Source organism: Devosia albogilva (assembly GCF_042685625.1).
GTDB lineage: Bacteria > Pseudomonadota > Alphaproteobacteria > Rhizobiales > Devosiaceae > Devosia > Devosia albogilva.
Genome location: NZ_JBHUNP010000001.1, coordinates 2,205,444 through 2,230,178, shown reverse-complemented (window position 1 = coordinate 2,230,178; position 24,735 = coordinate 2,205,444). Strand labels below are relative to the sequence as shown.

Annotated in this window: 23 protein-coding genes; 7 read left to right on the top strand and 16 right to left on the bottom strand. The window is 65.2% G+C overall.

From position 1 onward, the window contains the following. Positions 1–16: 16 nt before the first annotated feature. The 4 genes from ACFSX5_RS11270 to ACFSX5_RS11255 all read right to left on the bottom strand — a co-directional run bounded on the left by ACFSX5_RS11270 (position 17) and on the right by ACFSX5_RS11255 (position 4,321). Positions 17–1,240, bottom strand: coding sequence for an ABC transporter substrate-binding protein (locus tag ACFSX5_RS11270; RefSeq protein ID WP_386833526.1), 1,224 nt, complete (start codon positions 1,238–1,240; stop codon positions 17–19). Between the two features lie 91 nt (positions 1,241–1,331). Next, on the bottom strand, positions 1,332–2,174 hold the full coding sequence (locus tag ACFSX5_RS11265) for a carbohydrate ABC transporter permease (RefSeq protein ID WP_386835627.1): 843 nt from the start codon (positions 2,172–2,174) through the stop codon (positions 1,332–1,334). 92 nt (positions 2,175–2,266) lie between these two features. Next, a complete protein-coding gene (locus ACFSX5_RS11260; protein ID WP_386833524.1) occupies positions 2,267–3,154 on the bottom strand; it encodes a carbohydrate ABC transporter permease in 888 nt (295 codons plus the stop codon). A gap of 12 nt (positions 3,155–3,166) precedes the next feature. Further along, entirely contained in the window at positions 3,167–4,321 is a 1,155-nt protein-coding gene (locus ACFSX5_RS11255; RefSeq protein ID WP_386833523.1) for a Gfo/Idh/MocA family protein, read from the bottom strand. A gap of 336 nt (positions 4,322–4,657) precedes the next feature. Between ACFSX5_RS11255 and ACFSX5_RS11250 the strand changes: the two genes are divergently transcribed. From ACFSX5_RS11250 to ACFSX5_RS11240, 3 genes are all read left to right on the top strand, one after another. Then, a complete protein-coding gene (locus tag ACFSX5_RS11250; RefSeq protein ID WP_386833522.1) occupies positions 4,658–5,818 on the top strand; it encodes an MFS transporter in 1,161 nt (386 codons plus the stop codon). A gap of 2 nt (positions 5,819–5,820) precedes the next feature. Next, complete coding sequence (locus tag ACFSX5_RS11245) at positions 5,821–7,251, top strand: M81 family metallopeptidase (RefSeq protein ID WP_386833521.1); 1,431 nt, start codon at positions 5,821–5,823, stop codon at positions 7,249–7,251. Positions 7,252–7,493: 242 nt separating this feature from the next. Further along, the gene (locus ACFSX5_RS11240) at positions 7,494–8,381 is read left to right on the top strand and encodes a DMT family transporter (RefSeq protein ID WP_386833520.1); all 888 of its coding nucleotides are present in this window, start codon (positions 7,494–7,496) and stop codon (positions 8,379–8,381) included. Positions 8,382–8,398: 17 nt separating this feature from the next. On the opposite strand, the gene ACFSX5_RS11235 is transcribed toward ACFSX5_RS11240, so the two are convergent. Further along, on the bottom strand, positions 8,399–8,620 hold the full coding sequence (locus tag ACFSX5_RS11235) for a hypothetical protein (RefSeq protein WP_386833519.1): 222 nt from the start codon (positions 8,618–8,620) through the stop codon (positions 8,399–8,401). Positions 8,621–9,122: 502 nt separating this feature from the next. On the opposite strand from ACFSX5_RS11235, the gene ACFSX5_RS11230 reads away from it, so the two are divergent. Then, on the top strand, positions 9,123–10,166 hold the full coding sequence (locus ACFSX5_RS11230; RefSeq protein WP_386833518.1) for a LacI family transcriptional regulator: 1,044 nt from the start codon (positions 9,123–9,125) through the stop codon (positions 10,164–10,166). A 159-nt stretch (positions 10,167–10,325) separates the two neighbouring features. Here the strand turns inward: ACFSX5_RS11230 and ACFSX5_RS11225 are convergent, their stop codons facing one another. Continuing rightward, entirely contained in the window at positions 10,326–12,137 is a 1,812-nt protein-coding gene (locus ACFSX5_RS11225) for an ABC-F family ATP-binding cassette domain-containing protein (protein ID WP_386833517.1), read from the bottom strand. Positions 12,138–12,367: 230 nt separating this feature from the next. Beyond that, positions 12,368–12,841 carry an iron-responsive transcriptional regulator RirA gene (gene rirA, locus ACFSX5_RS11220; protein WP_386833516.1) on the bottom strand — a complete coding sequence of 158 codons (474 nt, stop codon included), beginning with the start codon at positions 12,839–12,841 and terminating at the stop codon, positions 12,368–12,370. Positions 12,842–12,988: 147 nt separating this feature from the next. Here rirA and ACFSX5_RS11215 point away from each other — a divergent pair, with 147 nt between their 5' ends. Beyond that, entirely contained in the window at positions 12,989–13,333 is a 345-nt protein-coding gene (locus tag ACFSX5_RS11215) for an integration host factor subunit alpha (protein WP_386833515.1), read from the top strand. Here the strand turns inward: ACFSX5_RS11215 and ACFSX5_RS11210 are convergent. Next, a complete protein-coding gene (locus tag ACFSX5_RS11210; protein ID WP_386833514.1) occupies positions 13,280–14,488 on the bottom strand; it encodes an ROK family transcriptional regulator in 1,209 nt (402 codons plus the stop codon). The two genes, ACFSX5_RS11215 and ACFSX5_RS11210, sit on opposite strands and share 54 nt — an antisense overlap. A 131-nt stretch (positions 14,489–14,619) precedes the next feature. On the opposite strand from ACFSX5_RS11210, the gene ACFSX5_RS11205 reads away from it, so the two are divergent. Beyond that, on the top strand, positions 14,620–15,120 hold the full coding sequence (locus ACFSX5_RS11205; RefSeq protein ID WP_386833513.1) for an HD domain-containing protein: 501 nt from the start codon (positions 14,620–14,622) through the stop codon (positions 15,118–15,120). Here ACFSX5_RS11205 and ACFSX5_RS11200 read toward each other — a convergent pair. Both ACFSX5_RS11200 and ACFSX5_RS11195 read right to left on the bottom strand, forming a co-directional pair. Further along, the gene (locus ACFSX5_RS11200; protein ID WP_386833512.1) at positions 15,117–15,929 is read right to left on the bottom strand and encodes an ABC transporter ATP-binding protein; all 813 of its coding nucleotides are present in this window, start codon (positions 15,927–15,929) and stop codon (positions 15,117–15,119) included. The two genes, ACFSX5_RS11205 and ACFSX5_RS11200, sit on opposite strands and share 4 nt — an antisense overlap. Next, positions 15,929–16,957 carry an ABC transporter substrate-binding protein gene (locus tag ACFSX5_RS11195; RefSeq protein WP_386833511.1) on the bottom strand — a complete coding sequence of 343 codons (1,029 nt, stop codon included), beginning with the start codon at positions 16,955–16,957 and terminating at the stop codon, positions 15,929–15,931. The genes ACFSX5_RS11200 and ACFSX5_RS11195 overlap by 1 nt, the downstream gene beginning before the upstream one ends. Positions 16,958–17,054: 97 nt before the next feature. Between ACFSX5_RS11195 and ACFSX5_RS11190 the strand changes: the two genes are divergently transcribed. Next, positions 17,055–17,819, top strand: coding sequence for an ABC transporter permease (locus tag ACFSX5_RS11190; protein WP_386833509.1), 765 nt, complete (start codon positions 17,055–17,057; stop codon positions 17,817–17,819). Between the two features lie 18 nt (positions 17,820–17,837). Here the strand turns inward: ACFSX5_RS11190 and ACFSX5_RS11185 are convergent, their stop codons facing one another. The 6 genes from ACFSX5_RS11185 to ACFSX5_RS11160 form a co-directional block, all read right to left on the bottom strand. After that, the gene (locus ACFSX5_RS11185) at positions 17,838–18,752 is read right to left on the bottom strand and encodes an ABC transporter ATP-binding protein (protein ID WP_386833508.1); all 915 of its coding nucleotides are present in this window, start codon (positions 18,750–18,752) and stop codon (positions 17,838–17,840) included. After that, positions 18,749–19,777, bottom strand: a complete 1,029-nt coding sequence (locus tag ACFSX5_RS11180; RefSeq protein ID WP_386833507.1) for an ABC transporter ATP-binding protein — start codon at positions 19,775–19,777, stop codon at positions 18,749–18,751. The genes ACFSX5_RS11185 and ACFSX5_RS11180 overlap by 4 nt, the downstream gene beginning before the upstream one ends. Before the next feature lie 3 nt (positions 19,778–19,780). After that, positions 19,781–20,638 carry an ABC transporter permease gene (locus ACFSX5_RS11175; RefSeq protein WP_386833506.1) on the bottom strand — a complete coding sequence of 286 codons (858 nt, stop codon included), beginning with the start codon at positions 20,636–20,638 and terminating at the stop codon, positions 19,781–19,783. A gap of 4 nt (positions 20,639–20,642) precedes the next feature. Next, positions 20,643–21,647 carry an ABC transporter permease gene (locus tag ACFSX5_RS11170; protein ID WP_386833505.1) on the bottom strand — a complete coding sequence of 335 codons (1,005 nt, stop codon included), beginning with the start codon at positions 21,645–21,647 and terminating at the stop codon, positions 20,643–20,645. A gap of 99 nt (positions 21,648–21,746) precedes the next feature. Continuing rightward, positions 21,747–23,675 (bottom strand): ABC transporter substrate-binding protein, encoded by a 1,929-nt coding sequence (locus tag ACFSX5_RS11165; protein ID WP_386833504.1) that lies wholly within the window; start codon positions 23,673–23,675, stop codon positions 21,747–21,749. A gap of 125 nt (positions 23,676–23,800) precedes the next feature. Next, a complete protein-coding gene (locus ACFSX5_RS11160; protein WP_386833503.1) occupies positions 23,801–24,730 on the bottom strand; it encodes an ArsR/SmtB family transcription factor in 930 nt (309 codons plus the stop codon). Positions 24,731–24,735 lie beyond the last annotated feature (5 nt).

Here is a 24,735-nt window from a genome sequence, read left to right as displayed (position 1 = left end):
AGGGTCTGGGAGGACCTTACTTGTACTGCTCGAGTTCGCCGGCAGCGCGCTCCAGCGCTTCCTGCGGTTCGGCCTGGCCGGTGACGACCGACTGGACCATCTCGATCATGACGTTCTGCAGACCGATGTAGTCGGTGAACAGCGGCTCGGGACCACCGAACTCGATGCCGTCGAGGAAGGGCTGCCAGTAGGGCTTCTCGGCGACCAGCTCGCTGGTCTGCGGCTCAAGCGGACGCAGCGGGGTCAGGCCCTGGGCCATTTCTGCAGCCCACTGACGCTCACCGGAGGTGATGTACTTGGCGAGGCTGATGGCCTGCTCCTCGACACCCGAGCCCTTGAACACGGCCAGCGCGTCGGTGATCAGCAGGGTGCCGGGACCCTGAGCGTCGGGACCGAGCGGCAGGTCGGCCACGCCCCAGTTCATGCCGGCTTCTTCGGCCAGGATGGCAGCGCCCGGGGAGGCTTCGATCATGGCAACGCCGCCGTCGAGCCAGATGGCGCGGACTTCGTTCTGCTCGTAGGCAGTCGGGCCTTCCTCGGAGTAGGGCGTGATTTCCTTGAGGGCTTCAAGGGCAGCCAGGACCTGCGGCGAGTTGAGGGTGATGTTGCCCTCGGCGTCGATCACCGAACCGTTGTTGGTGTACACCCAGTGGAGGAACTGGTGCATGGTGTTGTCGAAGGTCTTGGCGACGAGACCGTAACCGGCCGCATCGGTGTTCTCGGTGATCTGCTTGGCGAAAGCGATCTTTTCTTCCCAGGTCTTGGGCGGAGTCTCGGGATCGAGACCGGCTTCCTCGAACAGGTCCTTGTTCCAGTAGAGAGCCTTGGTGGAGAAGGCCACCGGAACGCCCCACTGGGTGCCGTCGAAGGTGACGGTGTCGGGCACGTAGTTGTAGTACTCGGCCTTTTCCTCGTCCGTCATCGGGACGGGGACGATCAGGTCGTTCATGGCGAACTGCTTGAGGGTGCGCGAGCCGACATAGGCCAGGGCAACCGGCGTGCCGGCAGCGGCGAGGGTGGTCACCTTGTCCTGGCACTGGCCCCAGCCGACGACTTCCGGCGCGACCTTGAAGCCGGGGTTCTCGGCTTCCCACTCGGCGAAGTATTCGGCGTAACCGGCGGTCAGTTCGTCACCGCAGTTGATGAAGGTGATTTCCTGGACGTCCTGGGCGACGGTGGCAGGGGTCGCGCTGGCTAGAGCCAGAAGCGAAACCGCCAGCGTAAGGCTAGTCTTGTTCATTGTAGTCTCCCTTGTGATGCGGCCCATATGAGAGCCGCTTTTCCCTCAGCCGGGGCCGGCGCGGCCCCGACGTCGAAAACCCTCCTCGGTCCTACTGCTTGATCGCCCCGGCGGTGAGGCCGGCCACGAGGTAGCGTTGCAGGAACACGATCACGATCAGCACCGGCAGGATGCCGACGAAACTGGCCGCCATCAGCTCGTTCCAGATCACCTCCTGCTTGCCGAAGAAGGCGAAGAGCCCGATCGGCAGCGGCATGAACTCGGTCTTGGAGTTGAAGGTCAGCGCAAAGATGAACTGCTGGGCGTAGGCGCCGATGAAGGTCATGATGGCGACCACGACGATGCCCGGCATGGCGAGCGGCAGGATGACCCGGCGCAGCGTGTAGAACCGGCTGGCACCATCGACCCAGGCGGCCTCGTCGAGCTCGCGCGGGATGCGCATCATGTAGGTGCGCAGGAGCCAGATCGAGGACGGGATCAGGAAGGCGGCGCCCGGCACGATCATCGCCCAATAGGTGTTCAGCAGGCCGAGCGTGCGCATCAGCCGGAACAGCGGGATCAAGAGCACCGCGCCCGAGAACATGTTGACCGCAAGGAACATGCCGAGCAGCAGCCCCGACCCGGAGAAGCTGAAGCGGGCGAAGGCATAGGCGGCGGGCACGACGATGGCGACGACGATCAGCGTCACCACGGTCGAGATGAAGAAGGAGTTGAAGATGTGCAGGCCCAGCGCCGGCACCGATGTCCACATGGTGATGTAGGCATCGAACGAGCCGTTCTTCGGGATGAAGCTGTAGGGCGTCGAGAAGAGCTGCGACAAGGGCTTCAGGGAAACCAGAAAGCCTTCGATGAAGGGGGCGAGCACGAAGAACAGGAAGACCGCGATGCCGGCATAAAGGCCCGCCACCTCGTACCACTTGTAGCGGTCGATCATGGCCTTGGTGGCGCGGGCGCGAACCTTGCGCCGGGGCTTGACCAGCGCCGGGCTGTCGACGGAGGCGACTTCCTGGGAGCGGGGGATGTCGGTCATTTCGCTTCTCCCTGCGAAAGACGCCGCACGGCGCGGAAGTAGACGATGCAGAAGGCGGTGACGAAGAGCGAGATCACCACGGCCCGGGCGGCGCCTTCGCCGTATTTGCGCGAGCCGATGGCGGTCTTGTAGGTGTCGATGATCATCGTGGTGGTCTGGCCGGACGGGCCGCCCTGGGTCAGGATCCAGATGATGTCGAAGCTGTTGAAGGTGGCGATCAGCGACAACAGGCTCATGGTGATGATGGCCGGCACCATCAGCGGCAGGGTGATGCGGCGGAAGCGGTAGAACCGCCCGGCCCCGTCGGCCCAGGCCGCTTCGTGCAGGTCGCGCGGGATCGACTGCATGGCGGCGAGGAAATAGATGGTGACCATCGGCACGCCGATCCACACGTCGGTGACGATGGTGGCCCAGAAGGCGGAGTCGCCATAGGCCAGGATCGGCCAGGGCTTGCTGATGATGCCGAAGTTCTGCAGCAGGCCGGAAATCATGCCGAACTGGCCGTTATACATCCAGCCCCACATGAAGATGCCGATGGCCATGGGCACGATCCAGGGCGGCATGGTGAGGATGCGGAACACCGCCTGGCCGGGAATGGCGGCGTTCAGCAGCACGGCGCCAAACATGCCGATCACCATCTTCATGGACACCGAGAAGAAGGTCCAGACGAAGGTGCGGATGATGACTTCGGTGAAATTGCCGGCGCCGAAGATGCGCTCATAGTTGGCCCAGCCGATGAAATCGTGGTCGGGCCTGAGCGACGCGTTGGTGAACGACAGGATGATGGTGTCGACCAGCGGGTAGGCGACGATCGTCAGGATATAGAGGACGGCGGGAGCCAGCAGCGCGATTGCGAACAGGGTGGCGTTGCGGGTGCTGGTCACGGCGGGGCTCCTTTAGCTCGTCCGGCCCAGGGCAGCATCGAATTGCTGCCAGATGGGGGTCATGTCGACGACGGATCGGGTGCGCATGGCCTGGTCCATGGAGAGGGCTAACAGGCCAGCTTCGAGCGCATCGGTGACCGAGACCGGCAGCGGCGCGCCTTCGAGCAGGTGCTTGAGGATGTCTTCGGCCATCTGCTCGTCGGCACCATAGTGCTGCGACAGGTCGGAGGTCTGATAGGTCTTGTCGACCAGCCGCTCGGAAGTGCGGGCGTCGGTGACCTGGAAGTAGTTGCGGATGAAATCGCCCTCGGCCATGCCCTGCGCGCCGATAACGGCGAAGCGGCGGAAGTCGTGAGGCACGTTGAGGTTGGTGTGGAAGCAGAGCGAGGCGCCGTTTTCGTATTCCACCAGCGCCTGCTGGAAATCGATGATGTCGCCGTCGCTGTCGAAGACCTTGTCCGAACCCATCCAGCCGGAGGGCTTGCGATGGTAGACCTCGAGGTCGTTGGCGCCGGCTGCCTGCGGGGCATTCTTGGGCACGAAGCTGCGGCGGCCGCCGAAGCTCGACACATAGCGCGGGCGGCAGCCCATGACGCCGTTGTAGAGATCGAGATCGTGGCAGCACTTCTCGAGCATGAAGCTGCCGGAATAGCGCTCGTAGCGGCGCCAGTCGCGCATGAAGAAGGCGCCATGGTAGGGCGGGATGTGTTCGGAAGCTTCGATGGCGGCGATGTCGCCGAGCTTGCCCTCGGCCTGAGCCTTGCGCAGGTCGACATAGAGCGGGGCATAGCGGAGGACGAGACCGACCATGACATTGTCGGAGCCGTACTGGGCGAGCAGCCGCGCCAGCTCCATGGTGTCTTCAATGGTGGTGACGACCGGCTTTTCGGCGAAGATCTTGAGCCCGCGCTCGAGCCCGATGCGGATATGCTCGAGATGGAGGTGATTGGGCGAGCCGACCATCAGGAGGTCGAGCTGTTCGGCATCGAGCATGGCTTCGAGGCTGTCATAGCTCTGGCCGACGGAGACGCCATGCTCCTCGACATAGGGGAGGCCGGCGGGATCGGGATCGACATAGGCGGCAACGGTGAAATCCGGATGCGCCAGCGAGAACACCCGCGCCAGATAGCCAAGCCGATAGCCGAGGCCGACAATGCCAACGCGCATGAGTTCCCTATTCCCTGTATGCCGCCAGCCTCTTTTCGGGCCGGTCGGTTTTGTAAACGATTTTCAAGACTAGGATCGTTCCGGAGACGATGTCAACACGAATTCGCTGACACTTCAATACCAATCTAAACCACCCCATCGCGCTGCCCAAACTCTGCACGAGGCGGCTGTTTCGTAAGCATTTCTTTCGACCGCGTCGTAAGTTGGGGTGTGGACAAGCTGCCGCCGTTGGCGCACCATGTTGCAATTGGTATCCATCCTGCGGACCTGGTTCCGTTTCATCGCAGCAGCAGCGATGAAAATGTGAAACAGCCGTTCTTGTCTTGCGGCGACTCGATGTTCACGCCCCAGCGCCTGGTCCTGTTGACCTTCTTTCTGCAGCCGGTTGCATTCGGCTCGTGGCTGCCGCGTATTCCGGAGGTGCAGGCGGGTTTGCAGCTCGGGCCGGCGGCTTTGGCCGTTGCCTTGCTGGGGCTGCCCTGCGGTACGCTCGCTACCCTCCCCTTCGCCGGCGGCATCGTTGCCCGAATCGGCGCCCGCGCCGCGATCCTGTGGGGATTCATGTTCTATTCGGCGGTGGTGGCGCTGCCGGCGCTGGCGCTCGACCCGCTGCTGCTGTTTCTGGCGCTGGTGCTGGCGGGATCCGCCATCTCGTTCGTCGAGCTCGGGCTCAATGTGATGGCGGACCAGGTGGAGCGCGCCGGCGGCAGGCTGGTGATGAACACCGCCCATGGCTGCTGGTCGCTCGGGATCATGGCGGGTAGCCTGATCGGCTCGATGTTCGCGGCGGTGGGTCTGGCGCCGTGGATCGCCATCCTGCTGGTCGCAGGGCTTGTGCTGCCGGTGGCGCTCGTAGCCGGGCGGGTGCTTCCGGTACTCGATGCGCCGGCCGAAGCGCAGGGCGAAGGCAAACGCGGCTGGAGCCCGCCGGGCTGGGCGCTGATCGGCATTTGCTGCTTCGTGTTCGGCATCACCATGACTGAAGGGGCGATGGCCGACTGGTCGGCGATCTTCCTGCGCGACGCGCTCGCTGCCGAGAGCGGGATGGTGGGACTCGGTTATTCGGTGTTCGCGATGATGGTGGCGGCTGGCCGGTTCGGCGGTGACGCCATGAAGCGGCGGCTGGGAGCTGTGGGCACGGCGCGGCTCTGCGGGGCGCTGGCAGTGACCGGGGCCGTGCTGCTGTACCTGGCTCCCAGCATCCCGCTGGCACTGGCCGGCTTCGCGGTGATCGGAATCGGCGTGTCGGTCGGCTTTCCGCTGGCGGTGACGGCCGCAGCGTCGGTGGGTGAGCGGCCAGCCTCGGCCAACCTCGCGGTGTTGAGCTTCGTGGCCCTCACCGGCTTTCTGATCGGCCCGCCGCTGATCGGCTTCGTTGCCGAACTCGGCGGCATTCGCCTCGGCATCGCCTGCCTGGTGCCGGTGCTGCTGGTGAGCGTGGCGCTGACCGGACGGCTGGCGGCGCGGCCAAAGACTTCCTCTGTTCCTGGAGTGTGACGATGCGGATAGCCGTTGCCGGCCTGCACACCGAATGCAGCACCTATAACCCGGTTCTGGCGCGGGAGGCGGACTTCCGCGTGCTGCGCGGCCCCTCCATGCTGAAGGACGCCTATTTCGACTTTCTGACGCACTTTCCGGCCGAGTTCATCACCATCCTCCATGCTCGCGCCATCGCCGGCGGACCGGTGGAACGCGGCATCTACGAGAGGTGGAAGGGGGAGATCCTTGAGGGGCTACACGCTGCGCTGCCGCTGGACGGCGTCTATCTCGCCATGCACGGGGCGATGTTCGTCGAGGGCATGTTCGACGCTGAAGGCGACTTCATCACGGCGGTGCGCGAGGTGGTCGGCCCCGATGTGCTGATCGCGGCGAGCTATGACCTCCATGGCAATATAAGCCAGCGCATCATCGACAATCTCGATATCTTTTCGACCTACCGGACGGCGCCGCATATCGACGTGCCCGATACGATGCGGCGGGCGGTGACCATGCTGGTGCGGGCGCTGAGCCGCGGTGAAAAGCCGATGCTGGCCTGGGCACCGGTGCCGGTGCTGCTGCCGGGCGAACGCACCTCCACGCAGGACGAGCCGGCGCGCAGCTTTTATGCGCAGCTTCATGCCGTCGAGGAGCCGACGGGCATCTGGGATGCGTCGTTCCAGGTGGGCTATGTGTGGGCGGACGAGCCCCGCGCCACGGCCTGCGCGGTGCTCACCGGGACCGATCGGGAGGCAATGACGGCTGCCGCACGACACCTGGCGCAGGACTATTGGGACAGGCGCGAGGGCTTCGTGTTCGGCACGACTACCGGCTCGATCGAGGAGTGCGTCGAGTGGGCGGTCGCGTCCAGAACCGCGCCGGTGGTGCTGGCGGAATCGGGGGACAACCCGACCGGGGGCGGTGTCGGTGACCGGGCGGAAGTGCTCGCGGAACTGCTGCGGCGCAAGGCGGAGGGCGTGTTGTTCGCCGGCATTGCCGATCAGGCGGCGACGGACGCGGCCTATGAGGCCGGGGTTGGTGCACAGGCGCAGCTCAGGATCGGGGGATCGCTCGACCCTTCCAGCACCCCGGTCGAGGCGGAAGCCGAGGTGGTGTACCTGCTGGAGGCAGCGGAGCCGCGGCTGCGCGAGGCGGTGGTGCGGATCGAGGGCGTCGAGTTGGTGCTGACGGCCCGGCGGCGGCCGTTCCACAACATTGCGGATTTCACCCGTTTGGGACTCGATCCGCGCACTGCGAAGATCGTGGTGGTCAAGTCGGGCTATCTGTCGCCGGATCTCGGACCCATCGCCAATCCGAGCCTGATGGCGCTTTCGCCGGGCGTGGTGGATCAGTTCGTGGAGCGGCTGGTGCGAGAGCACAAGAGCGTGCCGCAATATCCGTTCGACACGGATTTCGGGTTCGTGCCGGAGGTGCGGTGGTCGGCGCGGGCGTAGGGCGCCGAACCAGGAAAGTCCCCTCACCCGTCTCGCGCTGCGCGCGATCCACCCTCTCCCCGGAGGGGCGAGGGGACGATGCGGCAGCGGCAGTGGCTGTCACATCTTCGAACTCGCGGCTCTCGCCTTCCCCCATGGAGAGGCCAGCGTGAGGGGGCACTGAACTCTCGTAGTTTCTCACCCTTGCGCCCTGCCCCGGCACAGGGCATCCATCCTTCCCCACCTCGTCGAGTTTCGCTCCCATGACCCAGCACAAGATCGGCTCCGGCATCGCGCTGGCCGCGAGCGGCATCGTGATGCTGGTGGCGATGGATTCGTCGGCCAAGGCGTTGGGCGAGACGCTCACCACCTTCCAAATCGTGTTCGCGCGCTGCCTGGGGGCGGCGTTGTGGCTGGCGCTATTCGTGGCGGCCACGCGGGGCGAGTGGCCGCGGCGGGCCAATTTCGGCCGGCAAGTGTTGCGGGCGGTGATGCTGGTGATCACCGCCGGGATGTTCTTCTACGCCGTGCCGCGACTGCCGCTGGCGGTGGTCGGCGCGCTGGGCATGACGGCGCCACTCTATGTGACGCTGATTGGTGCGGTGGTGTTCCGCGAGCGGATCCGCCCGGCGGCGTGGCTGGGACTGGCGCTGGGAGCAACCGGCAGTGCCGTGATCATCTTTGGTGGCGGCACGATGATTGCCGGCTGGACCGGAGGCGAGCCGCTCGCTTGGCTGGCGGCGGTGCTGGCTCCGCTCTGCTATGCGCTGACGCTGGTAATCCTCAAGCACCATTCGGAACGCGAGGCGCCGGCAGCGATGACCATGGCGCAGACCTTTCTCGCGGCTGTGCTGGTGCTGCCGCTGGCCGCGCAGGACGTCGTGGTGCCCACCGGCTGGGCGGCGGTGCTGACCGTGCTGATCGGCCTATTGGGTGCGGCTGGTTTCCTGCTGCTGATCAATGGGCTCAAGCGCCTGCCGGTCGCGGTTTTCGCCGTGATCGACTATTCCGGCCTGCTCTGGGCCGGGCTGTTCGGTTTCGCCTTTTTCGGGGAGGTGCCGGGGCCGCAACTCTGGATCGGCGGGGCACTGATCATTTCGGCCTGCGTGCTCGCCGCGCACATCGCGAGACCTGCAAGCCCGCAGGTCTGACGGTGAGGCGAAGCCGCTCAGGCGGCGGCTTCGCTGTCGTTCAATGCACGGGCGACGGCGGCGGTGGCGAGATCGACCGAGGCGAAGTGCTGACCATCGATCGCGAAGGCCGGCAGCTTCACCGCGACGAAACGGTAGCCGCCTTCGGCCGGGACGACGACGCCCTGCGGCTCACCCGAGACTTCTATGACGATAGGCCGCTGCGCTGGGGCCCTGTTGAGACTGCTCTCCTGCATCATGAGACGCTCCGTTGGTGCGTCGGGGACGGTGAATGGGCGGAGGCTGGAGCCTCGCACCGGACCGGCCGGCAACGCTGGGTTCTAGTTGGACTGTGCGACGGGGGTGTGACCGAGGGTCACATTCGTTTTACGCAGCAGCCCGGCCAGCGTTTGGCGTCTCGATGACAGGTGCGTACGTTGTCGGAACCGGCATGGAGGGTGAAGGTCTGCGAAGCGATCATCTTCTTTCCTTTCCTGCTGGTTGACGGACAAGCATCGGCAAGTGCCGATGCAGGAGCAACATAGGGGTGTTTGCGGGCAAACACCAGCCCTCCGAATCCAGACTTTCGACCAATGACGGAAAATCCTGCTCGAATTCGGGCAGACAAGACCGAAAAGTGGTGGCAGTGAATTTGACGTACGTGCCTCGAAAAACCGCGACTTGAAACGATGTAACCAATCTGCTGTTGTCGACGTCTCAAGCGTCACAACCGGCGAAACAGCCGGGCCGAGGGGTAGAAAATTGTCCGATCCAGAGGTCGCGGCCACCAAAGGCAAGCGGGGGGTGAAGCCATCCGGCAAGCCCACGCTGAAGACGATCGCGCAGATGACCGGCCTTGCGGTCACCACCATATCCCGCGCGCTCAACAATGCCCCGGAACTGGCGCAGGAAACGCGCGACCGGGTGCAGAAGATCGCCGCCGAGATCGGCTACCTGCCCGACCGGGCGGCGCTGCGCCTCAAAACCGGGCGCACCAATGTGATCTCGCTGGTGCTGGAGCCGGACGAGCAGATCTACGGATTTGGCTCTTCCATCGTATCCGGAGTGACCGAGGCGCTGCGGGACACCGCCTACCATCTGGTGATCACGCCGCTGTTCCGGGGCGTCGCCCCGATCGAGCCGATCCGGCACCTGGTGCGCAACCGCATGGCGGATGGGGTGATCTTCTCCAAGGCCGAGAGCTTCGACGAGCGCATCCGCTATCTGCTGGACAACGACGTACCGTTTGTCAGCCACGGCCGCTCCGCCTGGCCGGACCAGCACCCCTGGGTCGATTTCGACAACGAGGCCTATGCCTATGGGGCGGTGAAGCGGCTGGCAGAAAAGGGGTGCCGCCGGGTTTCGGTGGTGCTGCCCGAAAGCGCCCTCACCTATACCGACCACCTGCGCTCGGGCGCGGCACGGGCGGCCGCGGAAGCCGGCATTGCCCACGAGTTCGCCGGGGACATCAATTCGTTCAGCCCCACGGATGCGATCCGCAATTATGTGGTGAAGCGCTCACGCCGGCCGGACGGGCCGGACGGCTGGGTGTGCGTGTCGGAAGTGTCGGCGCTGGGCGTGATCGGCGGGCTCAACGAAGCGGGCCTAGTAGTTGGGCAGACCGCCCATGTGGTCACCAAGCAGAACTCGCCGATGTTCGCGCAATTCCAGCCGGGCGCCGAAACCGTGCACGAGGACTTCAACGATGCCGGGTTCCAGCTCGGCAGCATCCTCTTGCGGCGGATCGCCGGAGAGACCGAGGGGCTGACCTATCTCAAGCAGCCGGTGTTCGACTGGCGGGGGTGAGGGTCTCCCCCGCGGAAACCACCCTCTCGCAGAGCTCATCCTGAGCCGGTCGAAGGAGGAGGTCGGTGACACCGGGGCCGCGACCTCGTGGTTCGACCAGCTCACCATGAGGTCTATGATGGGTTCGGGGTGGGGTGCCCCCAGTCCGGGCACCGCTGGTCAGCCCTCCAGCTCCTCGCGCAGCATTTCCAGTTCCAGCCAGCGGTCTTCGGCGGCGGCGCGCCTGGATTCGGCGTCGGCCAAGGCCTTGGACTTCGTGGCGAAGGCGTTCGGATCGCGGGCATAGAGATTGCCATCGGCCAGGGCGTCGTTCAGCGCCTTGATCTCGGCCTCGAGCTTCTCGATCTCGGCCGGCAGGGTTTCGAGGGCGTGCTTGTCCTTGAAGCTCAGCTTGCGCCTGGCCGCCGGGGCCGGCTGCGGCGCCGCGGCTGCGGTCTTGGGCGCATCGCGCGTGACGGCCGCCGCGCGAGCACTGACGCCGCCGCCGCGCTGGGCCACCATGTCGGAATAGCCACCGGCATATTCGGTCCAGCGGCCCTCCCCTTCGCTCATCAGCACGGAGGTGGCGACGCGGTCGAGGAAGTCGCGGTCGTGGCTGACGACGATGACGGTGCCGGGATAGTCGGCGACCATTTCCTCGAGCAGGTCGAGGGTTTCGAGATCGAGGTCGTTGGTGGGTTCGTCGAGGACCAGGAGGTTCGACGGCAGCGACAGGGCGCGGGCGAGCGCCACGCGGGCGCGCTCGCCGCCGGAGAGCTTGCCGATGGGCGTGTTGGCCTGTTCGGGGGTGAACAGCCAGTCCTTCATGTAGCCGACGACGTGCTTGGGCTGGCCGTTGATCTGGAGCGTATCGCTGCCGCCGCCTGTCAACGCATCGCGCAGGCGCGTCTCGGGATCGAGGCGGGCGCGGCCCTGGTCGAGCATGGCCATTTCGAGGGCCGAGCCGAGCTTGACCGTGCCGCTGTCGGGCGCCATGAGGCCGGTGAGGAGCTTGATCAACGTGGTCTTGCCGGCGCCGTTGGGACCGACGATACCGAGCCGGTCGCCCCGCAGTACCCGCAGGTTGAGGTCGCGCACGATAGGGCGGACGCCATAGGCCTTGTTGACGCGCTCGGCCTCAGCCACGAGGGCCCCGGAGGTGCGGCCGGCGGAGGCGGTCATCGACACATTGCCGATGACGCCACGCTGTTCGCGCCGCTCGCGGCGGAGAGTGGAGAGGTTTTCGAGGCGACGGACATTGCGCTTGCGGCGGGCGGTAACGCCGTAGCGCAGCCAGTGCTCCTCGCGCACGATCTGCCGATCTAGCTTGTGGCGCTCCTTTTCCTCCTGCTCCAGCACCTCGTCGCGCCAGGCTTCGAAGGCGGAGAAGCTGCGGTCGAGCCGGCGGGTGATGCCGCGGTCGAGCCACACGGTGGAGCGGGAAAGATCGGACAGGAAGCGGCGGTCGTGGCTGATCAGCACCATGGCCGAGCGCAGGCTGTCGAGTTCGGACTGCAGCCATTCGATGGCGGGCAGGTCGAGATGGTTGGTGGGTTCGTCGAGCAGCAGCACGTCGGGGCGGGGCGCGAGCACGCGGGCAAGAGCGGCGCGGCGGCCTTCGCCACCGGAGAGATTTCTGGGAGATTCCTCGCCGCTTAGGCCGAGCGACTCCAGCAGGTACCGGGCGCGATGTGGATCATCGCCGGGGGCGAGGCCGGCTTCCACATAGGCCAGGGTCGTGGCGTAGGCGGACAGGTCCGGCTCCTGCGGCAGGTAGCGCAGGGTTGCGGAGGGCTCAACGAAGCGCTGGCCGGAATCGTGACCGACTTCACCGGCGGCGATGCGCAGCAAGGTGGACTTGCCCGAGCCGTTGCGGCCGACCAGCGCGATGCGCTGGCCGGGCGAGACGATCAGTTCGGCGCGCTCCAGCAGTTGCGTGCCACCGAAGGTCAGCGAGATATCCTGGAGCGAAAGAAGGGGAGCGGCAGCCATGGCGGCGGATAGAGCATAGCCCAAAGGCAAAGGAAAGGCCGGTCAGGACGTTGAGGATCCTAACCGGCCCGGGGAGACGGCAGCAGCAAGCCTCCGTCGTCTCGCGGCGGGCTGGACCGGCTCGATCCCCTCGACCATCCGGCGCCGCGCGATGACGGATATAAGCCACAGCCTAATATGACTGTCAAACTCATATTTGTTTGTAGATGCCGCGACGGGCGCGGCGCGCCTCAGCTCAATGCCGCGAGAACCGTCTCGGACACTGCTTCTGCCGTGCTCAGGCCCAGGCGTTCGCGAATGGAGCGCTTCTTGCTGGCGAGGTCGGCAATGGTGTAGCTCTCGAGCACCTCGAAAAAGGCTCCGAGCGCCTCACGCAGGGCGCCGTTGAGATCGCACTCGCCGATCAGCGGGCAATCGGCGCCGTCCTCGAAGCACTCGGCGAGAGCGAAGTTCTCTTCGGTGAGACGAATCGTGTCGAGCAGGGTGATCTCTTCGGCGGGCTTGCCGAGCCGAATGCCGCCATGGCGGCCACGCACCGTCTTCAACAGGCCATTCTCGACCAGCGGCTTGATCAGCTTGAACAGGAACAGTTCGGAGATCCCGTAGGCCTTGGCGATCTCGGCCACGCGGCTCAGCCCCGGCTCGTTCACGGCGCAATAGACCAGGGTGCGGATGGCGTAGTTGGATTGTCTGGTGAGTCTCACGTCGGCCTCTCGGGTTCAACTCACACCTTATAACCATTCTAAAAAGTGTCAATTCCTGACCGATCACTTCATGTTTGAAACCCACGCAGCGGCACTGGACGTGCGCTTAAGTTCGGCTTATGAATTTAACCGGGAGATGGGAGAATCGTGAGCAGAACCAGGACTCGAGCCGATCTGATCGAACGGGCGGTGGCAGAGACAGGACTGCCGCGCGCCGAAGTGTCGGCCATGCTGGACGACATGCTGCGCCTGATGGGCTCGGCGCTGATGAATTGCGAAACCGTGAAGCTGACCGGGTTCGGCTCGCTTCAGGTCCGCTCCCGCGCGGCCCGTACTGGCCGCAATCCCCGCACCGGCACCGAGCACGAGATTTCCCCCCGCCACACGGTGGTGTTCACGCCGAGTGCACAGCTCAGGCAGGCGCTCGCGACGCGCGTATCAGGCGGCGATATCCGCGAAAGCACGCGAGAAGTAGCGACGGTAGATCGGTAGTTCGGCGGCACCGACTGCGGCCGCCACCGCCCCCAGATGACCAGCCCCGAGACGGGGCACGGGCCGGGAGCCTACCGGCAAACCGGCCAAAGCCCGTTCAGTGACCTCGATCAAGCGGTGCAGCACGGGCGCCGGCAGCAGACCATCGACGATCGCCAGGCCTGCCGCTGCGACCGTGGTGGTGTTGTAGATCACCGTCGCAAGGGCACTGGCGGCCTGATCGATCCAGAGATCGAGCACCGGACCCAGTTCGTCATAGGTCCACTCATGCGGAGGCAGGTGCGCCGGAAGGGCGGGGCCGGCCAAGGCGGCCAGAGACGACAACGACGCCAGTTGATGCGCGGGCTGCAACTGCCCCCTGCTGTCGGATACCAGCATGTCACCGAGGTTGGCGGGCGCGCCGAAGGGCCCTTCCCACTCCACGCCCTCGGCGAGACGGGCGGCGGCAATATCGTTGCCGAGAAAGAAGTGAATGAAACGGGAGGGACGCGGCGGCGGATGGTGGACCACCTGCGCCCAGGCAGCGGCGCTGCCGCAATCAAGGATCGACACCTCAAGGCCTGTTTGAGCCTGCAGTTCGCTGGCGAGGTCCAATTCTGCCCACAGGGCAGCCTGCTCGGGCGGAGCACCGAAGCGATCGAGGCCCGTCAGCATCTCGCCGGGGAGCGCGACACCGATATCGGCCAGCCGCGCTTGTGCACCGGCAGGCAGCTCAGCACGAAGAGCGGCGATCGCAGTGCCCAGCGCCGTCATGATGGTCGTGGCATCAGGATAGGCGTAGTGGAGGCGCTGTCGCGACCGGACCTGGGCATGCAGGTCAAGCAGCAAAACCTCGGCATGGCGCCAGCCGATCTCGACGCCGATGCCGAAGGCGCCGTCTGCCCGCAGGAAGATCGGTGTCGCAGGCTGCCCGCGCCGGCCGCGCAGCACTTCGCCGCGCTCGATCAATCCGGCTTGCTCGCAGTCGGCAAGGATGGCCGACACCGTTTGCGGGGCGAGGCCGGTACGGCGGGCAATCTCTGCATTGGAAAAGCCGGGATAGAAGGCGATCACCGTGAGCACGGCACGCTCGTTGGCGCGGCGAAGCCCCTGCGGCTGCAGGCCACGCCCCCGCACGTCGAACGCGTCGCGCAACTCCTCGGTCAGTGACGACATGGTGTTTCCATTCCAGGCGCCCCTCTGGGTCTCGGGCGCCGCGGTATTGAAAAGGTTCAGCCGCTGCTGTCCACTAAGAAAAGGTCGCAGGCGCACCAAGTGTCGGCCAGACCCTGCCGGAAGGAATTGCGATGAGCGAGCTCGAGGCGCGGGCACGGGCCTTTGCCACCGAGGCGCATGGCGCCATCGACCAGCGTCGGAAATATAGCGGCGAGCCCTATATCGTGCATCCGATCGCGGTGGCGGAACTGGTGCGCTCGGTCCCGCACACGCCGGAGATGATCGCGGCGGCGCTGCTCCACGACGTGGTCGAGGATACGCCGGTGACGATCGAGGAGATCGAGAGGGAGTTCGGGGCGGGGGTGGCGGAGCTGGTGGGCTGGCTGACCGACGTCTCCCGGCCAAGCGACGGCAACCGGCGCGTGCGCAAGCATCTCGACCTGCTGCATACCGCCAAGGCACCGCCGGACGCCAAGACCATCAAGCTCGCCGACCTGATCGACAACACCCTGACAATCGCCAAGCACGATCGCAGCTTCTGGCCCGTTTACCGGCGCGAGAAAGAGGCGCTGCTGCAGGTGCTGAAAGAGGGCGATCCGACGCTTTGGAAGCGGGCCGCGTCCAACATCTAGCCAGGCTGGTAGAAGTCAGAGAGCGGATCGGACAGCACCATCTCCCGCAGCCGCTGCCAGAGGAATGACCGCAGTTCGATGAAGCGGCGATCGGCCCGAACGTCGTAGTCCCAACGCGGCCGTGGCAGGTCGATGGCCACGCGCTCGACCAGCCGGCCGGGGCGGGGCGCCATCAGCAAAATCTCATCGGCGAGCAGGATGGCCTCGTCGACGCTGTGGGTGACGAACAGCACTGTAGGGGTGCGGGCCTGCCAGATGCGCAGCAGTTCGAGCTGCATGAGTTCGCGGCTTTGCGCGTCGAGGCTGGCGAAGGGTTCGTCCATCAGCAGCAGGCGCGGCTCCGGTGCGAGGGCGCGAGCGAGTGCCACCCGCTGACGCATGCCGCCGGAGAGTTCAGCCGGCCGGGCGTCGGTGAAGCGGGATAGACCGACGAGATCGAGATAGTGCCGCGCCCGCTCCAGCCGCGCTACGGCATCCATGCCGGTGCCGAGGAGCCCGAACTCGACATTGCGCGATGCCGACTCCCACGGGATCAGGCGGAAGGACTGGAAGACGAAGCCGATCTCGGGCCCCGGCGCTGGTGCGGCACCGTCGACCAGCACCTGCCCTCGATCGGGCTGCATGAGCCCGTCGCAGAGGCGGAGCAGCGTGGTCTTGCCGCAGCCGGAGGGGCCGAGAATGGCAACGAAGCGGCCACGCTCCACCGCGAAGCCGAGATCGCGCAGCGCTTCGACTTCAGCGCCAGAGGTGACGAAGCTGAGGCTCACATTGCGCAGTTCGACCGCGGCTGGAGCGGGCGCCGCTACCATCAGCGGTCGGCAGCGTCGGCAGACGGGTCGGTGCCGAGTTCGGACAACACCGCATCGAGGGGCGCGAACTCGACCCAGTGTTCCAGCGGAACAGGATCGAGTCCGTCGAAATCGGGTCCCTGGAACACCCAGTCGGCCGAGAACTCGAGCTCGCTGCGGCTCAGCCCGCCGTTGACGCTCCAGCTGCCGTCGAAGCTGGCAGCGAGGTCATCGAGAGTGGTGCGCTCCACATGCGGCAGCAACTCCGCCATGGCGGCGGACCAACGCTGAGGCTCGGCTGCAAAGTCGCGCGAGGCGAGTATCAGGGCGCGGATCACCGCCCGCACCTCATCGGGGCGTTCGGCCAGAACGTCAGGGGAGACGACATTGACCTTGTTCACCACCGGCGCTGCCCGGTAGTAGGCCTCCTGGTCGACCAGCACTTCGAGCCCGTCGTGCGCGGGCAGTGTCAGCCAGACGCCGATCGACATGGTTGTGGCTTCGATCCGTCCCGCAGCCAGCGCCTGCGCCCGCACGTTGGGCTGGCCGAGCGGAATGATGGCGAGGGTTTCGGTGTCGACGCCGGCTGCCTCCAGCACCTTGAGGCTCAGCGAATGGTCGAGGCTGCCGAGACGGCCCACGCCGAAGCTGCGGCCGGAAAGATCGGCAGCGCCGTCGATCTCGTCAGAGCCGGCGATCAGAAAGGGCAGCGACTTGTTGGGCGACATCACCGCCTTGAGGTCGGTCGCTCCGCGGGCATGGAGCTGCAGCATGGCATCGAGGCCGATATTGGCCATCTCCCCCTCCCCCGCTGCCATGGCGGCAATGGCAGAGGGCGTCTGCTGTACCCGCACCAGTTCGACGTCGACCCCTTCACGGGCGAAGTATCCCTCAGTCAGCGCCAGCTCCATCACCGAATTGGGCACAAGCGGCGGCTCGTGGTCGGTGACGATCAGGCGGAACGGCGCCGCCATCGCCAGAGGTGGAACAGACGCGGCAGCAAGGCCGAGAAGAGCGGCCAGGAGCCCGGCAGCAAGACGAACCGACACGAGATGTCTCCGGTTTGCGGAAGCGCCGACGAGTCGCGATGTAGCAGCCGGCGTGATAGGGGCTTGTAACCGGAGCGGCGCGGGGAATGAAGGTCGCTTGCAACATGCGGAGCGTGAACACGGCATGATCGCGGGATTGCGGGCGCTGGTGCTGGTGGGACTTGTGACCGCCTGGTGGGTAATGGCGGCGGTGCTGGACAACCCGTTTATTCCTGCTCCGGCCGAAACTGCAGCAGCCGGGCTGCGCCTGATCCAGAATGGCCAGTTGCTGCCGGCGGTCGGGAACAGCCTTTTGGTCTTCGTGCTCGGCTTCGGACTGGCAGCGCTGGTGGCCCTGCCCGCCGGCGTTCTCATGGGAGCGTGGCGCACATTGGGGCGGGCACTCGATCCCTTCGCCTACGCGTTTGCCGCCACGCCAAGGGTAGCGTTCATCCCGCTGATCATCGTTCTGCTCGGCATCGGCACAGAGGCCAAGCTGACCGTGGTGTTCCTTGGCGCGGTGATGCCGATCCTGCTCAACACCTATTCCGGCGTCGCCCAGACGGATCCGTCGCTCCTCGAGATGGCGCGTTCGGTGAAGGCCGGGCGCTGGGACGTGTTCACCCGCATCATGGTTCCGGGCGCCCTGCCCTCCATCGTCACCGGCCTCAGGATCGGAGCCACCATCGGCCTGATCAGCACGGTGGTGGCAGAACTCTATACCGCCGTGCAGGGCCTGGGCGGGCTCCTGGCGCTTTATGGCAACAGCTTCCGCATGGCCGAGTATTTCGTGGTGGTGCTCACACTGGCTGCGATCGGCGTGGTGGTTACGGAAAGCCTCAGGCTCGTGGAAAAGCTGGTGCAACGCCGTCGCCATGGCTGACGGCTGCTACCGGTGCGGTCAGCCATAGACGCGAACGTCGCGTCCATCCGGCCGGGCGACAAGCCGACCCGCCTTTGCGGCCAAGGCCGTTACCTCTTTCACCGTGTCCGGGTCGGTCGAAAGCTTGCCGGCACCGGCATCGTCCGCCGACAGAACCGAGGCCTTCAAGAGGCGCGAATAGGGGTGCTCGGGATTGTCCAGCACCGTGCGGGCGTCGCCCATTTCCACGATCCGGCCGCGCTGCATGATGATCAGCCGGTTGGAGATATAGTAGGCAGTGGCGAGGTCATGGGTGATGTAGATGACGCTGACGCCGAGATCGTCGCGCAGGCTGCGCAGCAGGTTGACGATGCTCATGCGCAGCGAGGCGTCGACCATCGAGACCGGCTCGTCGGCGATCAGCAGCGGCGGGTTGGGAATAAGGGCGCGGGCGATGGCACAGCGCTGCAACTGACCACCGCTCATCTCATGAGGGAAGCGGCCGCGGACTTCGGCGAGGCTGAGGCCGACCTTCTGCAGCGCCTCGTCCATGGCGCGATCGATCACCGCCCGATCGGAGGTGTGAAGGAAGCGGCGAGCGGTGGACTCCAGATAGCGCTCGATCTTCTTGAGCGGGTTGAACGCCTCGAAGGGGTTCTGGAACACCGGCTGCACCTGGCTCATGAATTCGAGCCGGCTGGCGCGACCGGCGCGACGATCCACCTTCTGGCCGCGGAAGCGGATCTCCCCGCTGGTCGGGTCCTCGAGGCCGAGGATCATGCGGGCAAGGGTCGTCTTGCCCGACCCGGACTCCCCGATGATGGTAAAGATCTCGGGTGTCTCGGCACTGAGGGAGAAGCTGGCGTCTACCACCGCCTCCACGACGCGGCGACCAAGAAGGCCGCCCATGGTGAAGCGCTTGGAGACATCGCGAACGTCGAGCAGGGTGGTCATGCGGGCACCCCTGCAGGGGCGGCGGCGCCGACCAGGGGCACGACGTCGCGCCAGCGCCAGCACGCCGTGCGGTGATCGGGCGCCACCGTCTCGAGCGGCGGCACCTGCTCGCGACATTTCTCGATCGCAAGCGGACAGCGCGGGTGGAAGCGGCAGCCCTGCGGTGGATTGGCGAGGTTCGGCGGGCGCCCCTCCAGCGCCGGGCGCTGGGTTGTGTCGCCGATGCGCGGCAGGCTTGCTACCAGGTGCGCCGTATAGGGGTGCTTGGGCGCAAAGAACATCTGCCGCGTCGGCCCCTCCTCCACGAGGCGCCCGGCATAGATGATGCCGACCCGGTCAGCCATGTTGGCGTGCACGCTCATGTCGTGGGTGACGAAGACCACCGAAGAGTCCATCTCGCGCTGGATGTCGCGGATGAGGCTCAGCACCTCCTTCTGAACCACGACGTCGAGCGCGGTGGTGGGCTCGTCCGCAATGACGAATTCGGGGTGGCAGACGGTGGCAAGGCCGATGGTGACGCGTTGGCGCATGCCGCCGGACAGTTCGTGCGGATAGGCCCGCAGCACATCGGGCGGCAGCTTGAGCCGCGAAAGGTGATGCACCACCCGTTCTTCGAACGCCCGCCCCGAAAGACCGAGCGGCCGCTGGGCGAAGTCGCGGAAGGTCTTGCCGATGCGGCGCACCGGATTGAGCACGCTCATCGAGCCCTGCATGATGTAGCTCAGGCTCTTCCAGCGCACCGCTTCGATCTCCTGCGCGCTGGCATGGGCGACATCGATCGGGCCGGTCTTGAAGTCGAAGCGCGCCGATCCGTCGACAATGCGCAGGGGCGGCCGGACGGCGGCGGCGAGGACCTTGATGAAGCTGGTCTTGCCCGACGAGCTCTCGCCGGCGATGCCGTAGACCTCGCCGCGACGGACGGTCATGGTGATGTCGTCCACGGCGCGAACTTCGCGTTCCACGCCGAAATAGTTCATCTGGTAGTAGGCCTTGAGGCCCTCGACGGTGAGAATATCCCGGGACATGGCTCAGACTCCCATGCGGCGCAGGCGGCTGCGGGGATCGATGTACTCGTTCATCGAGATCGCCAGCAGGAACAACCCGACAAAGGTGATCACGATCAGGATCACCGGGATCAGGATCCACCACCAGACGCCAACCACCATCGCCGAGTGGGAGTTGGCCCAGTAGAGCACGGTGCCGATGGTGGGATTGTTGATGTTGACCAAGCCCAGCACGGCCATGGTCACTTCGAGGCCGATCGACCACAGCATGTTGGCCATGAAGGTCGAGAACACGATCGGCATCACATAGGGCAGATGTTCCTCGAGCAGAATTTTCGGCGTCGACATGCCGGCAAAGACCGCGTGACGGGTGAATTCGCGATGCTTGAGGCCCAGCGCCACCGACCGGATCAGCCGCGCGTCGAAGGGCCAGCCGAAGCAGGCCATGATCAGCGCCAGCGTCAGGCTGTCGAGATTGTTGCGCAGCACGAAATAGAACAGCACCAGGATAGGGAAGATCGGCACCGCCACGAAGATGTCGTTGATGAACATCAGGACGCGGTCGACCCAGCCTCCGACATAGCCGGACAGCAGGCCCACCGTGATCGAGATGATGCGGCTGAGGACGGCAACGATGATCCCGAACATCAGGCTGTTGCGGAAGGCAGCGGAGAGTTGCCAGAACAGATCCTGGCCGCGCGAGTTGGTGCCGAACCAGTATTGCGCCGAGGGCGGCTGGTCGGGAATGGCAAGGTAGATCAGCGTGGTGTCGACCGGCGAAAAGAAGGAGAGAGAGGCGAAGATTGCCACCACTCCAACCAGGATCAGGCCGATCGCGAATTCGATGTTGTAGCGGAGCAGGTCGCGGAAAACGGCGAACATGAGGCTACTCCGCCCGCACGCGTGGATCGAGAAGCGGATAGAGCAGGTCGACGACGAAGATCGCCACCGCCACGGCCGCCACGGAGACGGTGGAGACGGCGAGGACCAGCGAGTAGTCGCCGCCCCCAACGGCATCGATCAGCAGCGACCCGAGACCGGGATAGTTGAACACCTGCTCGGTGATGATGGTGCCGGAAAACACGCCTCCGAGGGTCATGGCCAGGGCCGTGAGCTGCGGGACCAGCGCGTTGCGGATCACGTAACCGCCGACAATGGTGCGCCGCTCGACGCCGGCGAGTTCGGCATAGGTCACGTAATCCTCGGTGACGATGTTGGAAACCAGCGCCCGCATGCCGAGGAACCAACCGCCGAAGCCGACGAGCACCAGCGAAGCGGCGGGCAGGATGGCATGGGTCAGCACGGAAGCGATGAACGGCCAGTTCCAGCCGGGCGTGACATTCATGGCGAAGCCGCCCGAGATCGGCAGCACTGGCCACAGGAAGCCGAAAACGATCAGCAGGATGAAGGCGACGATATAGTAGGGGATCGGCTGGATGCCGATGGCGACGATGCCGAAAGCCTTGAGGAAGCGATTGTTCTGATTGTAGCCGGCGAGGCCTCCCAGGATGTTGCCGACGATCCAGGTGATCAGGATGGAGGTGACCAAGAGCGCGACCGTCCAGGGCAGCGCCCGTACCACCAGGGTCATGGCTGGGGTGGGAAAGGCGATAAGCGACGGGCCCAGGTCACCGCGCAGCAGGCGGCCCCAGAAGTTGAGGTATTGCTGCAGCAGAGGCTCGTTGACGCCATACATGTCGGTCAGCGCCTGGCGCATGGCCGTGATGGCTTCGGGCGAGAAATTGGACCGGGCGGTCATGCGCCCGAGCGCGGCTTCGACGGGGCTTATGGGTGAAAGGTGGGTGACCAGGAAGGTTGCCGAAACCCCGAAGAACACGACGGCCAGCAGTTGCAACAACCGCTTGCCGACAAAAACCAGATAGCCGTGCATCCGCTCTCCCCGATTGCCCCAAGGTGCGGCCGGCAGGTGCCCCGCCGGCTCGCAGCGCATCCCTTCGCCGGCCCCTTTGGGGGGCCGGCAGGGAGGACCTTACTGCGCCCCTTCCACGGGCGTGATCTGGGTGAAGATGTACCGGGCGTTGGACCAGTTGGTGACCGGATTGGCGTAGGGCGCCTCGGCGTTCGGCCAGCCCGTCCAGTAGCGGTTCGACTGCACCGAGAACACGTTGTAGGCCATGATCGGGATGTTCGGCATCTCGTCCAGATGCAGCTTCACGAACTCATGGCCGTACTCGATGCCCTTCGGATCGTTGAAGTCGATGGCGCGGATCTTCTCGATGATCTCGTCGAGCTGCGGGTTGCTCCAGCGCATCCAGTTGCGGGCCGGCTGGGTCTCGCCCGGTTCGGCAACGTATTCGGAGTGGTAGGAGTCGAGGAAGAAGCTGAGATCGGGGTGACCACCCCAGCTTTCCACCGCCCAGCCGATCTCGACCGCAAAGTCGCCGGCACCGGTACGGTCCCAGATATCGGGCGCCACTTCCGCCGAGGCCTGGACACCGTTCTGCGACCAGGTCTGGGCAATGATGGTGCCCAGTCGGTTGACCACGCCTTCGGAGGGAACCAGCACGCTGAAGGCGAAGGGCTGTCCGTCCGGAGTGGACCACTGGTTGCCGTTCTTGGTGAAGCCGGCGGCCGTCAGCAGCTCCTCGGCGGCAGCCAGATCCTGCTTCCACCAGCCATAGCCGAAGGCGTTGCGGATGGCGTCCTCGTCGGTCGGCACGGCGTCGCCGAACTGCGGGCGCACCATCTCGGCGATCTGCTTGCCGATCTCGGGATCATACGGCTTGATCGTGCGGGTGCCGGTATCGACCTCGTAGTTGACGAGGTAATCCTGCAGCGGCCCGTGGTAGTCGCGCGGGTGCGTACCAGTGGGCGGCACCGAGATGGCCGAGAGCGTCGCCGCACCGCGATAGGATGCCATCGACATGGCGCGAGCATCGAGCATGAGCGTCAACGCCCAGCGGACGCGCTTGTCCTGGAACAGCGGGTTCTGGTGGTTGAACACAGCCATCACTAGCGTGGGGTCCGGGTGGGCATAGGGGAAGCCGGGGAACCAGCCCTGGGCCTGCGGATCCTGCTGCATGATCGAGAACGTGCCTTCCGGCGACAGGTCGTGGATCATGTCGAGATTGCCGTTCCGCATCTCGATCAGCCGGTTATCCGTGGACACGTTGTTGCGGTAGATCACGAAGCGGGGCTTCGGCTCGCCGACCTGGCCCAGCGTGGTCTTGTCCCAGTCCTCGCGCTTTTCCCAGATGTACCAGGTGCCGTTCGGATCGAACGAGTGTAGCGTGTAGGGCCCGAGGCTCACCGGCGGATTGTTGTCGTAGGTGAGAACGTCGTCAACGGCTTCGAAAACGTGCTTCGGCATGATCCAGGCGCCGTTCCAGCGCACCGAGAAGATGGTGTGGAAGCGCGAATTGGGCGCCTTGAGCTTGAAGTGGACGGTGTAGTCGTCCTCGGCGGTGACTTCTTCTACCTGGGTCGAGAACGCCCCATGCCAAACCATGCCGGGCGTGTCGCGCTGCTTTTCGACGGTGAACACCACGTCCTCGGCCGTGAGCTCTTCACCGTCGCTCCACAGGATGCCCTCGCGCAACTTCACGGTCATTTCGGTGAAGTCGTCATTGTACTCCCACGGACCGGCAGCGAGAGAGTTGTAGACAGCGTTGTCGCTGGCCTCCGGAATGCCGGCATCGGGGTCGATGAACCACAGGGTGTCCATGGTCAGTTGCTGCAGGCCAGTGGACAGGCCGCCGCCACCATTGACCCAGATGTTGAACCAGCCAGGATTGCGGATCACGCCTTCCGGGTTGTGAACGATCACCGTCTCGTTGCGGGGAAACTGCGCCAGATCCGGGGCGGTGCCCTCCGCGTCCTGCGCCAAAGTCAGGCTGTTGGCGGCAAGCGTCAGCACGCCGGCAGCGGTGCCCGCCAAAAGGAACGCACGTCTATCCATCATGTCCTCCCTAGAAGCGCACCCTCCCGTGCGCTGCAAAAGGGAGATTAGTCACACTTATGAGCCTGTCAACCGGATTACTGATGTGGATCAAATATCATGATAGATAAGCGCCTTTCGAGCGGCTATTCGCCGGTCTGAAGCCGCATGATGATGTCCTGGTCATAATTGCCGAAGCCGCGTCCGAAAATGTTGATGCCGCCAGGGTGCTTGGCATCCTCCTTCACCGCGATGCGCAGGCGGATCGAGTGGTGGGTGTCGAGATCAAGGTCGGCCAGGGACACCGGCGATATCTTCATACCGTCGACATAAGTGCCGTTGCGGGTGACACGCCAGCCCTTCAGCTTGCCGTACTGGCTCCCCTTCAGCTTCCACCAGGAGGGGGTATAGACGCCGCGCTTGTCACCAAAATCGCCGGGCGACGTCCAGGTGCCGATCTCGATGCCGTTCACCGACAGGGTGATATCGCTCGGCCAGTCCGCCGAGGTGCCGGGCACTTCCGAGGAGAGCTCCATGGAGAACTCCATGGCCTCGACAGGCTGCTGGGCCAGGCGCGCATTGTTGGGGAACTGATACTCGACATAGCCCTGGTTGAACCAGATCAACCCGGTCTTCATGCGCTCGGGATTCAGGAAGGAATCCGGCACATCCAGCAGCCCGATGATCCCGTCGACCGAGCATAGCCCGCACGGCGCGGATACTTCGCAGCTGGTGTAGAGCCCGAGCGGCATCGCGACTTCGATGGAATCAGCATCGAGCGGGGCAACGGCCTCCTTGAACATCACCAGCACCTCGTCGAAGGTGGAGTGGCAAATCTTCTGGTTGCCCTTGCGCGCCTTCTGGTTCTCGGTGCGGATCAGCCCACAGGTCTCAAGGATCTGCACATTGGTCGAGACGGTCGACTGCGGCAGCCCCAGGCGATCGGCGATCTCGTTGCCGTTCATGGCCCCCTCCACATGCAGGAGCTTGAGAATCTTCACGCGGATAGGGGAGGCCAGACCCTTGAGAACCTCGAGGTTCTCCTCCGGATCGACGACAAGAAAATTGCGGCTCATGACCC